The sequence below is a fragment of the Pseudomonas sp. B21-032 genome, from assembly GCF_024748965.1.
In the GTDB taxonomy this organism is placed as follows: Bacteria; Pseudomonadota; Gammaproteobacteria; order Pseudomonadales; family Pseudomonadaceae; genus Aquipseudomonas.
In genome coordinates, this window is the sequence record NZ_CP087180.1 from 1,836,279 (window position 1) to 1,849,305 (window position 13,027).

A 13,027-nucleotide genomic window follows, 5' to 3' on the forward strand; every position below is an offset into this window, starting at 1 on the left:
AGTGTGCCCGCCCTGCGCTGGCCGAGACCTGATTTCACGTACAGACTCTGGCAGGAACCCCTCATGACGGACGCCTTCGAACTCCCGGTTACGCTGGTCCAGGCGCTGGTTCAACGTGCTGCGCGCACACCCGACCGGGTTGCCTTGCGCTTTCTGGCCGAAGACCCGCGTGATCAAGCCTTGCTTTCCTATCACGACCTCGATCAGCGGGCGCGGACCATCGCCGCGGCTTTGCAGGCACGCACCGAGGTGGGGGACCGCGCCATCCTGCTGTTCCCCAGTGGCCCGGATTACGTCGCAGCGTTCTTTGCTTGCCTGTATGCCGGGGTGATCGCCGTACCGGCCTATCCGCCAGAGTCATCGCGCCGTCACCACCAGGAGCGCCTGCTGTCGATCATCGACGATGCCGAGCCGCGCCTGCTGCTGACCACCAGCGCCCTGCACGACAGCCTGCAGGCTCTCGAAGTGTTGGCCGGGCCCGGCGCGCCACAACTGCTGGCAGTCGACAGCCTGGCCGCTGAACTGGCCGCAGGCTGGCAGGCGCCGCCCCTGCAGGGCGACGACATCGCCTTTTTGCAGTACACCTCCGGCTCCACCGCATTGCCCAAGGGCGTGCAGGTCAGCCATGGCAACCTGGTAGCCAACGAAGTGCTGATCCGCGAGGGCTTCGGCATCGATGTGAACCCTGATGACGTGATCGTCAGCTGGCTGCCGCTGTACCACGACATGGGCCTGATCGGCGGCCTGCTGCAACCGATCTTCAGTGGCGTGCCCTGCGTATTGATGGCCCCGGCGTATTTTCTTGCCCGGCCGCAGCGCTGGCTGCAGGCGATCAGCGATCACGGCGGCACCATCAGCGGCGGGCCGGACTTTGCCTATCGCTTGTGCAGCGAACGGGTCAGCGCCGCGGCAATGGCCAGCCTCGACCTGAGTAAATGGCGGGTGGCCTATTCCGGCTCCGAGCCGATCCGCCAGGACAGCCTGCAGGCCTTCGCCGACAAGTTCGCCGCTTGCGGCTTTGTGCCGGAGAATTTTTTTGCCAGCTACGGCCTGGCCGAAGCCACGCTGTTCGTCAGCGGCAGCACCCGCGGCCAAGGTATTGGCGCACTGGAGCTTGATCGCCAGGCGCTGGCGCGCAACAGCGCCGAAGCGGGTCGGGGCACGGTGCAGATGAGTTGCGGGCGCAGCCAGCCGCTGCATGCGGTGCAGATCGTCGAGCCACACGCGCTGGCACCGCTGGCCGACAACCAGGTCGGTGAAATCTGGGCCACCGGCCCGAGCATCGCCAAGGGCTACTGGCGCAACCCCGAAGCCTCGGCGCGCACCTTTGTCGAGCAGGGCGGGCGGACCTGGTTGCGCACCGGTGACCTGGGCTTCTTGCGCGATGGCGAGCTGTTCGTCACCGGTCGGCTCAAGGACTTGCTGATCGTACGCGGCCACAACCTCTACCCGCAGGACCTGGAAAAGACCCTGGAGCGTGAAGTCGAGGTGCTGCGCAAAGGCCGGGTGGCGGTGTTCGCGGTCGATGACTGCGGCGAGGAGGGCATCGGCGTGGCCGTCGAGGTCAGCCGCAACGTACAGAAAATCATCACCCCTGCGAGCTTGATCAAGACCCTGCGCCAGGTGATCGCCGATGCCTGCCAGCAGGCGCCGGCGGTGGTCCTGCTGCTCAACCCTGGCGCCTTGCCGAAGACCTCCAGCGGCAAGCTGCAGCGCTCGGCCTGCCGCTTGCGCATGGACGATGGCAGTCTCGATTGCTACGCGCGTTTCCCCGACCCGCAAGCAGCAGCGGTGGCTGATCAGGCGGTTGCGGCGACCAGTATGCAAGCCCGGGTTGCCCGCCTGTGGGGCCAATTGCTGGGCCTTGAGCAGATCGCCGCAGACGATCACTTCTTCCTGCTTGGCGGCAACTCCATCGCCGCCACCCAGGCCTGCGCGCACCTGGCCGATGAGTTGGGCATTGAACTGGGTGTGCGGGTGCTGTTCGAAGCGCCGACCCTGGCCGGCTTCAGCGCGGCAGTGGCGGCGTTGCAACACGATGGCGGTGTCGCCCGTGGCGCCATCAGCCGTCTCGACCGCGCCCAGGCGCTGCCGCAGTCACTGGCACAAAACCGCCTGTGGCTGACCTGGCAACTGCAGCCGTACAGTGCGGCGTACAACATTCCCGGCGCCCTGCGCCTGCGCGGCGAGCTGGACGAAGCGGCGCTGCAGGCCAGCTTCCAGGCCCTGGTCGCGCGGCACGAAGCCTTGCGCACGGTGTTTGCCGAGGAAGACGGCCAGGCCTTGCAGCGCATCCTGCTGAGCCAGGTGTTTAACCTGCAGCGCCTGGACCTGTCTGCCGCCAGCAGCCAGGACGTATTGGCGCAGCGCGAAGCTGAAGCCATGCAGCCCTTCGACCTGCAACAAGGCCCGCTGCTGCGCGTGACCCTGGTGCGGCTGGACAGCGAAGACCATCAGCTGTGGGTGACGCTGCACCACATCATCGCCGATGGTTGGTCGATGAATATCCTCATTGATGAGTTCTCGCGCCTGTACGCCGCCCATTGCCAGGGCCAGCAGGCCCGGCTGCCGGCCTTGAGCCTGGGCTACGCCGACTACGGCAGTTGGCAGCGCCAGTGGCTTGCCGAGGGTGAAAGTGCCCGGCAACTGGCGTACTGGAAGGAACGGCTTGGTGAGCAGCACGCGGTGCTGGACCTGGCCACCGACCACCCGCGCGCCAATCGCCAAAGCAACGCCGCCGCGCGCCTGAGCGTGCGCCTGCAGCCGACCCTGGCCGAAGCCTTGCGCAGCCTGGCCCGTGATCATGACGCAACGCTGTTCATGGTGTTGCTGGCCGGCTTTCAGAGCCTGCTGCACCGCTACAGCGGGCAGACCGACATCCGTGTCGGGGTGCCCAACGCCAACCGCCCGCGCCTGGAAACCCAGGGCCTGGTGGGCTTTTTCATCAACACCCAGGTGCTGCGCGCCGAGCTTGACTCACGCCTGCCGTTCAACCAGCTGTTGGCCCAGGTGCGCGAGCGCAGCCTGGAGGCCCAGGTGCATCAGGACCTGCCGTTCGAGCAACTGCTCGAAGCCTTCCCACAAGTGCGCGAGCAGGGCCTGTTCCAGGTCATGTTCAACCATCAGCAGCGCGACCTCAGCGCCCTGCGTCGCCTTCCCGGGCTGCTGGCCGATGAGCTGCCGTGGCACAGCCGCGAGGCCAAGTTCGACCTGCAACTGCACAGTGAAGAAGACCATCAGGGCCGCCTGAGCCTGTCGTTCGACTATGCCGACGAGCTGTTCGATGCCGCGACCGTGGCGCGCATCAGCGCCCAACTGGTCGGCTTGCTGGAGCAAGTCTGCGCGCAACCGCAGGTCGCCATCGGTGCGCTGCAACTGCTGGACGCCGATGGCCGTGCGCAATTGCTCGCCTGGGGCCAGGCGACAGCAGCGCCGGCACAACAGTGGTTAGTTGAGCAGCTCAACGAACAAGCCCGCCAGACTCCGGAACGCACCGCCCTGGTGTGGCAGGGCGGCAGCCTCGATTACGCCAGCCTGCATCAGCAGGCCAACCGCCTGGCCCATTACCTGCGCGACAAGGGCGTTGGCCCGGATGTGTGCGTGGCTATCGCCGCCGAGCGTTCGCCGCAACTGCTGATCGGCCTGCTGGCCATCCTCAAGGCCGGGGGCGCCTATGTGCCGCTGGATGTCGATTACCCTGCAGAGCGCCTGGCCTACATGCTCGCCGACAGTGGTGCCAGCCTGCTGCTGAGCCACAGCGACGTGCTCGAGCGCCTGAGCCTGCCCGCGGATGTCAGCGCCATCGCCATGGACCGCCTCAAGCTCGACAGCTGGCCGTGCCAGCCACCGGGCCTGCACCTGCACGGCGACAACCTTGCCTATGTGATCTACACCTCCGGCTCCACCGGCCAGCCCAAGGGCGTCGGCAATACCCACGCGGCACTTGCCGAGCGCCTGCAGTGGATGCAGGACAGCTATCAACTCAATGACAGCGACGTGCTGATGCAGAAGGCGCCGATCAGTTTCGACGTGTCGGTGTGGGAATGCTTCTGGCCGCTGGTCAACGGTTGCCAACTGGTGCTGGCCGGCCCCGGCGAGCACCGTGACCCGCAGCGCATCGCCGAGCTGGTGCGCGAGCATGGCGTGACCACCTTGCATTTCGTCCCGGCCTTGCTCCAGGTGTTTGTCCAGGAGCCGTTGGCGGCACAGTGCAGCAGCCTGCGCCGGTTGTTCTCTGGCGGTGAGGCGCTGTCGGCCAGCCTGCGTGAGCGGGTGCTGCAGGTATTGCCGCAGGTGGCCCTGCACAACCGTTACGGCCCGACCGAAACCGCCATCAACGTTACCCACTGGCCGTGCAGCGCTGCCGACGGTACGCGTTCGCCGATCGGCCGGCCGCTGGCTAACGTACTGTGTAGGGTGCTCGACGATGAACTCGAACTTACCTCACCCGGCGTGCCGGGTGAACTGTACCTGGGCGGCGTCGGTCTGGCCCGGGGTTACCTGGGACGCGCGGGACTGACCGCCGAGCGTTTCGTGCCGCAGCCCGATGGCGACGGCCAGCGCCTGTACCGCAGTGGTGACCGGGCGCGCTGGCTGGCTGACCTGGGGGCGCTGGAGTACCTGGGCCGCCTTGATCAGCAGGTCAAGCTGCGCGGTTTTCGGGTCGAGCCCGAAGAGGTCGAGGCTTGCCTGCTTAAGCAGCCCGGCGTCGAGCAGGCGCTGGTGATGATTCGCGACACCCCTGCTGGCCCGCAACTGGTCGGCTACTACAGCGGTATCGACGCGAGCGGGCAGATGCTGGCCGCCCTGGCCGAGCAATTGCCTGCCTATATGGTCCCGGCGCAACTGGTTTACCTGGCGCAGATGCCGCTGGGCCCGAGCGGCAAGATCGAGCGCAAGGCCTTGCCCGAGCCGCAATGGCAATCGCGTGAACACATCGAGCCGGGCAGTGCCCTGCAGCAGCAGATCGCCGAGATCTGGCGCGAGGTGCTGGGCATCCCGCGGATTGGCTTGCAGGATGACTTCTTCGCCCTCGGCGGCCACTCGTTGCTGGCCACCCAGATCATTTCCCGCACCCGCCAGGCCTGCAACGTCGAGTTGCCGCTGCGCACGCTGTTCGAGGCCAGCGAGCTGGGTACCTTTGCCGCCGCGGTAGAGGCGATCCAGCACAGTGGCGCGCGCAACCTGCAGGGCGAAATCCAGCGCATCGACCGTCGCCAGGCGGTGCCGCTGTCCTACTCCCAGCAGCGTATGTGGTTCCTCTGGCAGATGGAACCCGACAGCCCGGCCTATAACGTCGGCGGCATGGCGCGCCTGAGCGGGGTGCTGGATGTCAGCCGCTTCGAGCAGGCGTTGCAGGCGCTGATCGTGCGCCACGAAACCCTGCGCACCACCTTCCCGAGCATCGACGGCGTGCCGTACCAGTGCGTGGCCGAAGACAGCAACCTGCAGATGAGCTGGCTGGATTTTTCCAGTGTTGGCGTGGTGGACCGCCAGCAACGCCTGCAGGCCTTTGCCGATGAGCAGGCGCACCAGCCGTTTGACCTGGAGCGCGGGCCGCTGCTGCGCGCCTGCCTGGTCAAGGCCGGCGAGCGTGAGCATTATTTCGTCCTGACGTTGCACCACATCGTCACCGAAGGCTGGGCCATGGACATCTTTGCCCGGGAGCTGGGCGAGCTGTACGAGGCCTTTGTCGACGAGCGCGAATCGCCGCTGCAGCCCTTGCCGGTGCAGTACCTGGACTACAGCGCATGGCAGCGCCAGTGGCTGGAGAGCGGCGAGCGTCAGCGCCAGCTCGATTACTGGCAGGCCAAGCTGGGCGATGAGCACCCGGTGCTGGAACTGCCTGCCGACCGCCCGCGTCCGGCGGTGCAAAGCCACCGTGGCGAGCTCTATCGTTTCGACCTGAGCCCGGAGCTGGCGGCGCGGGTGCGTGCCTTCAATGCCGAGCGCGGTCTGACCCTGTTCATGACCATGACCGCCACCCTGGCTGCGCTGCTGTACCGCTACAGCGGCCAGCGCGACCTGCGCATCGGCGCGCCGGTGGCCAACCGCATTCGTCCGGAAAGCGAAGGCCTGATCGGCGCCTTTCTCAACACCCAGGTGCTGCGTTGCCAGCTCGACGGGCAGATGCGCGTTAGCGAACTGATCGAGCAGGTACGCCAGACCGTGATCGATGGCCAATCCCATCAGGACCTGCCTTTCGATCAATTGGTCGAGGCCCTGCAGCCGCCCCGCAGCAGTGCCTACAACCCGCTGTTCCAGGTGATGTGCAACGTCCAGCGCTGGGAGTTCCAGCAAAGCCGCGAGCTTGCCGGCATGCAGGTCGAGTACCTGGTCAACGACGCCCGTGCGACCAAGTTCGACCTCAACCTGGAAGTCACCGACCTCGACCGCCGCCTGGGTTGCTGCCTGACTTACAGCCGCGACCTGTTCGACGAACCACGCATCGCACAAATGGCCGGCCACTGGCAGAACCTGCTGGTGGCGCTGCTGGGTGATCCCGAGCAGCGCCTGGGCGAGTTGCCGTTGCTGGCGGCGGTCGAGCAACAGGCGTTGTGCGACTCGCTCAAGGGTGACAACAGCCTGGCGCTGGATCAGACCCTTGAGCAGCTGTTCAGCGAACAAGCTGCGCGCCAGCCCGAGGCCCTGGCCCTGACCTTTGCCGGTCAGCACCTGAGCTATGCCGAGCTCGATGCTCGCGCTAACCAGTTGGCCCGGGTGCTGCGCGAGCGCGGCGTCGGCCCGCAGGTGCGTGTCGGCCTGGCCCTGGAGCGTTCGCTGGAACTGGTGGTGGGCTTGCTGGCGATCCTCAAGGCCGGCGGCGCCTATGTGCCGCTCGACCCTGAGTACCCGCTGGAGCGCCTGCACTACATGATCGAGGACAGCGGCATCGCCCTGTTGCTGGGCCAGCGGGCACTGTTCGAAGCCCTTGGCGAGTTGCCGGCCAAGGTCGGCCGCTGGTGCCTGGAAGACGACCGTGACGGCCTCGCCGCGTATAGCCGCGAAGCCTTGCCGTCGCTGACCCTGCCGGCCCATCAGGCCTACCTGATCTACACCTCCGGCTCCACCGGCAAGCCCAAAGGCGTGGTGGTCAGCCATGGTGAAATCGCCATGCACTGCCAGGCGGTGATCGAGCGCTTCGGCATGCGCAGCGACGACTGTGAGCTGCATTTTTATTCGATCAATTTCGACGCGGCCAGTGAGCGCCTGCTGGTGCCGCTGCTCTGTGGCGCGCGGGTAGTGCTGCGTGCCCAGGGGCAGTGGGGCGCGCAAGAGATCTGCACGCTGATCCGCGAGCAGCAGGTATCGATCCTTGGCTTTACCCCAAGTTACGGCAGCCAGCTGGCGCAATGGCTGGCCAGCCGCAACGAAGCGCTGCCGGTGCGCCTGGTGATCACCGGCGGTGAAGCACTGACCGGCGAGCACCTGCAGCGCATTCGCCAGGCCTTTACCCCGCAGCAGTTTTTCAACGCCTATGGCCCGACCGAAACCGTGGTCATGCCCCTGGCGTGCCTGGCCCCCGCGCAACTGGAAGCCGGCGCCGCTAGCGTGCCGATCGGCAGCGTGGTCGGTGCGCGCACCGCGTACATCCTCGATGCCGACCTGGCCCTGTTGCCGCAAGGCGGCATTGGCGAGCTGTACGTCGGTGGCGCAGGCCTGGCCCAGGGTTACCATGAGCGCCCGGGCTTGAGCGCCGAGCGTTTTGTTGCCGATCCGTTCAGCGCCAATGGCGGGCGCCTGTACCGCACCGGCGACCTGGTGCGCCAGGGTGCTGACGGGCTGGTGGAGTATGTCGGTCGAATCGACCATCAGGTGAAGATTCGCGGCTTTCGTATCGAGCTGGGCGAGATCGAAACCCGCCTGCTCGAACACCCGGCGGTGCGCGAAGCCGTGGTGCTGGCCCTGGACATGCCTGGGGGCAAACAACTGGCGGGTTATCTTGTCTGCGACCAGGCCCTGGCGGATGCCACCGAACAGGCCGCGCTGCGTGATGCACTGAAGGCGCAGCTGCGCCTGCAGCTGCCGGACTACATGGTGCCGACTCACCTGGTGCTGCTTGAACAGCTGCCGCTGATGGGCAATGGCAAGCTCGACCGCCGCGCCTTGCCGGCGCCGGACCTGGAGCAGGGCCGCCAACGTTATGAAGCGCCGCGCAGCGAGCTGGAACAGCAACTGGCGACGATCTGGCGCGAGGTACTGAACGTTCAGCAGGTCGGCCTGCAGGACAACTTCTTCGAACTGGGCGGTGACTCGATCCTGTCGATCCAGGTGGTCAGCCGTGGGCGTCAGGCGGGGCTGCATTTCACCCCGCGCGATCTGTTCCAGCACCAGACCATCCAGACCCTGGCGACCGTGGTCAGCCGCAGCGAAACCAGCCAGATCGATCAGGGCCCGCTGAGCGGCCGCGCGGCGTTGACGCCGATCCAGCACTGGTTCTTCGACAGCGATGTGCCGCACCCTCAGCACTGGAACCAGGCGGTATTGCTGGCACCCGCCGAGCGTGTGCACGTCAAGCCCCTGGAGCAGGCCTTGCAGCAGTTGCTGCAGCAGCATGATGCCTTGCGCCTGCGCTTCACCCAGGCAGGTGGTCAGTGGCACGGTGAATACGCCCAGGCCGACCAGCGCGAGTTGCTCTGGCAGGCCTCGGTAGCCGACCTGGGCGACTGCCAGGCGCTGTACAGCGATGTCCAGCGCAGCCTCGACCTGGCAGACGGGCCGCTGCTGCGCGCCTTGCTGGTCGAAGACGGCGAGGGCCGCCAGCGCCTGTTGCTGGCGATCCATCATCTGGTGGTCGATGGTGTGTCGTGGCGGGTGTTGCTGGAAGACCTGCAAGCGCTGTACCGCGGTCAGCCGCTGGCGGCCAAGACCCGCGCCATGAGCGACTGGGCGGCGCGCCTGCTGGCTTATGCCGGCAGCGACTCGCTGCGTGACGAGCAACGCTGGTGGCAAGCGCAACTGAGCCGCGCCAGCCGCGAACTGCCCTGCGATCACCCGCAGGGGGCGAACCTGCACCAGCAGGCGCAGACCCTCAGCGTACAGTTGGACGCGACCCATACCCGGCAATTGCTGCAGGAAGCGCCCGCTGCTTATCACACCCAGGTCAACGACCTGCTGCTGACCGCCCTGGCTCGCGTGCTGTGCCGCTGGAGCGGCGACAGCTCGGTGTTGGTGCAACTGGAAGGCCATGGTCGGGAGAACCTGTTCGAAGACATGGACCTGACCCGCAGCGTCGGCTGGTTCACCAGTGCCTATCCGCTGAGCTTGAGCCCGCATAACGTCGAAGAGGCGGCTGGGCAGGGCGCTTCGATCAAGGCCATCAAGGAGCAATTGCGCACGGTGCCGCACAAGGGCCTGGGCTACGGTGTGCTGCGCTACCTGGCCGATGCGCCGGTGCGCGAAGCCATGGCCGCGTTGCCCCAGGCGCGGATCACCTTCAACTACCTGGGCCAGTTCGACCAGCAGTTCCAGGCCGGCGCGCTGTACCAGCCGGTGGATGAAAGCGTCGGGCTTGCCCATGCGCTGGAGGCGCCGCTGCCCAACTGGCTGAGCGTCGATGGCCAGGTGTACGGTGGTGAGTTGCAGTTGCGCTGGACCTTCAGCCGTGAGCGCTATGACCAGGAAACCATCGAAACCCTGGTCGAAGCCTACCGGCTCGAACTGATTGCCCTGATCGAGCATTGCCTGGCGCCGGGCACTGGCAGCTTCACGCCATCGGACTTCCCGCTGGCGCAATTGAGCCAGGAGCAGATCGATGCCTTGCCGGTCGCCGCTGCACAAATCGACGACGTCTATCCGCTGACGCCGATGCAGGAGGGCCTGCTGCTGCATACCCTGCTGGAGCCGGGCACCGGCATCTACTACATGCAGGACCGCTACCGGATCAACAGCGCGCTGGACCCGCAGCGCTTTGCCCAGGCCTGGCAAGCGGTGGTCGGGCGTCACGAAGCCTTGCGCGCCTCGTTCTGCTGGAACGCCGGCGAGGCCATGCTACAGATCATTCACAAACCGGGGGCGACGGCGGTCGACTATCAAGACTGGTCGGGTATCCCTGAAGCTGAACAGGAAGCGCGCCTGCAGGCATTGCACAAGCACGAGCGCGAGGCCGGTTTCGACCTGCTCCAGCAGGCGCCGTTCCACCTGCGCCTGGTGCGGGTGGGCGAGGACCGCTACTGGTTCATGATGAGCAACCACCACATCCTCATCGATGCCTGGTGCCGTTCGCTGCTGATGAATGACTTCTTCGAGATCTACCTGGCCCTGGGCGAGGGCCGTCAGGCGCAACTGCCGGTGCCGCCGCGCTACCGCGACTACATCAGCTGGCTGCAGCACCAGGACCTGGACGAGGCGCGTCAGTGGTGGCGCAACAACCTCGAAGGTTTCGAGCGCAGCACCGCGGTGCCCAGCGACCGGCCATTGCTGCGTGACCATGCGGTGGAAAATGCCGGAATGGTCGTCGGCGATTGCTACACGCGCCTCGATGCCACCGATGGCGCCCGCTTGCGCGAGCTGGCCCAGGCTCATCAGCTGACCATCAACACCTTTGCCCAAGCCGCCTGGGCGCTGGTGCTGAGCCGCTACAGCGGCGAGCGCGACGTGGTCTTCGGCGTCACCGTGGCGGGCCGGCCGGTGAGCATGCCGCAGATGCAGCGTACGGTCGGGCTGTTCATCAACAGTATCGCCCTGCGGGTAAAACTGCCGGCCGCGGGCGAGCGCTGCAGCGTGCGCCAGTGGCTGCAAGACCTGCTGGAACGCAACATGGAACTGCGCGAGTACGAGTACCTGCCGCTGGTGAGCATCCAGGAATGCAGCGAACTGCCCAAGGGCCAGCCGCTGTTTGACAGCCTGTTCGTGTTCGAGAACGCGCCGGTGGAGGTTGCCGTACTCGATCGCGCGCAAAGCCTCAACGCCAGTTCCGATTCCGGGCGCACCCACACCAACTTCCCGTTGACCGCGGTCTGCTACCCGGGCGATGACCTGGGCCTGCATTTGTCGTTCGACCAGCGCTACTTCGACACTGCCACGGTCGAGCGCTTGCTGGCCGAGTTCAAACGCCTGCTGCTGGCCCTGGCCGACGGCTTCCAGGGCGAGGTCAGCGAGTTGCCATTACTCGGTGAAGCCGAGCGCAGCTTCTTGCTCGACGACTGCAACCGCAGCGAGCAGGCCTACAGCCTTGAGCAAAGCTACGTCGAACTGTTTGAGGCGCGGGTTGCCGCGCATCCACAACGCACTGCTGCGCGCTGCCTGGAACACTCTCTGAGTTACCTCGAGCTCAACCGCCAGGCCAACCGCCTGGGCCATGCGCTGGTGGCCGCCGGCGTGGCAATCGACCAGCCAGTGGCGCTGCTGGCTGAACGCGACCTGCCGCTGCTGGGCATGATCGTCGGCAGCTTCAAGGCCGGCGCCGGTTACCTGCCGCTGGACCCTGGCCTGCCGGGTGCACGCTTGCAGCGGATCATCGAACTCAGTCGTACCCCGGTGCTGGTGTGCAGCGCAGCCTGTGCCGAGCAGGGCCGTGCTCTGCTTGATGAGCTCAGCTGTGCCGGGCGGCCGAAGTTGCTGGTCTGGGAGCAGGTCCAGGCAGCCGCCGGGCCGGATGCTAATCCAGGTATCTACAGCGGGCCGGACAACCTTGCCTATGTGATCTATACCTCAGGCTCCACCGGCCTGCCCAAGGGGGTGATGGTCGAGCAGCGCGGCATGCTCAACAACCAGTTGAGCAAGGTGCCGTACCTGCAACTGGACGAGCAGGATGTGATTGCCCAGACCGCCTCGCAAAGTTTCGATATCTCGGTCTGGCAGTTCCTCGCCGCACCGCTGTTCGGGGCCCAGGTAGCCATCGTGCCGAACGCCATTGCCCACGACCCGCAAGGGTTGCTGGAACACGTGCAGGCTACCGGCATTACCGTACTGGAAAGCGTGCCGTCGCTGATCCAGGGCATGCTCGCCAGCGAGCAGCAACAGCTCGATGGCTTGCGCTGGATGCTGCCGACCGGTGAGGCGATGCCGCCGGAGCTGGCTTGGCAGTGGCTGCAGCGCTACCCGCACATCGGCCTGGTCAATGCCTATGGCCCGGCCGAGTGTTCCGATGACGTGGCGTTCTTCCGCGTCGATGCTGCCTCGACCCGTGGCAGTTACCTGCCAATCGGTACGCCGACCGACAACAACCGCCTGTACCTGATAGGCGACGATCAGCAACTGGTGCCGCTGGGCGCCGTCGGTGAGTTGTGTGTGGCCGGTACCGGTGTCGGCCGTGGTTATGTCGGCGACCCGCTGCGCACTGCGCAAGCGTTCATCCCGCACCCGTTCGGCGCACCGGGCGAGCGCCTGTATCGCAGCGGCGACCTGGCGCGCCGGCGGCCTGACGGCGTGCTCGAATACGTCGGCCGTATCGACCATCAGGTGAAGATCCGCGGCTACCGCATCGAGCTGGGCGAGATCGAAGCGCGCCTGCATGAGCAAAGCGAGATTCGCGATGCGGCGGTCGGTGTGCAGGACGGGGTCAATGGCAAGCACCTGGTCGGCTATCTGGTGGCCAGTACTGCGGGTGTCGATACCAGCGTGCTGCTGGAGCAAGTCAAGCAGCGCCTGCGTGCCGAGTTGCCGGAGTACATGGTGCCGCTGCACTGGGCCTGGCTCCAGCAACTGCCGCTCAATGCCAACGGCAAGCTCGACCGCAAGGCCTTGCCGGCCATCGACATCGGCGCCCAGCACAGCCAGGCCTACCTGGCGCCGCGCAGCGAACTGGAGAGCACCCTGGCCGGGATCTGGGCCGAGGTGCTCAAGGCCGAGCGGGTCGGGGTGCGCGACAACTTCTTCGAGTTGGGCGGGCATTCGCTGCTGGCCACCCAGATCGCCTCGCGGGTGCAAAAGGTGCTGCAACTGAACGTGCCGCTGCGGGCGATGTTCGAGTGCAGCACGGTCGAGGAGCTGGCGACCTATGTCGACAGCCTGAAGGCCAGTGAGCTGAGCGATGACAAGGTCGACCGTCTCAGTGACCTGATGGCTGAACTGGAAGCGCTGTAGG

1 protein-coding gene is annotated in these 13,027 nt (G+C 66.2%); it reads left to right on the forward strand.

Going from position 1 to position 13,027, the window contains the following annotated elements; all coding sequences use genetic code 11:
• The first annotated feature begins 63 nt into the window (after nucleotides 1–63).
• Nucleotides 64–13,026 carry a non-ribosomal peptide synthetase gene (locus LOY54_RS08510; protein WP_258610148.1) on the forward strand — a complete coding sequence of 4,321 codons (12,963 nt, stop codon included), beginning with the start codon at nucleotides 64–66 and terminating at the stop codon, nucleotides 13,024–13,026.
• Nucleotide 13,027 lies beyond the last annotated feature (1 nt).

Coding starts and splice junctions, on each gene's coding strand:
- LOY54_RS08510 (WP_258610148.1), top strand. CDS start 64: ATGACGGACGCCTTCGAACTCCCGGTTACGCTGGTCCAGGCGCTGGTT.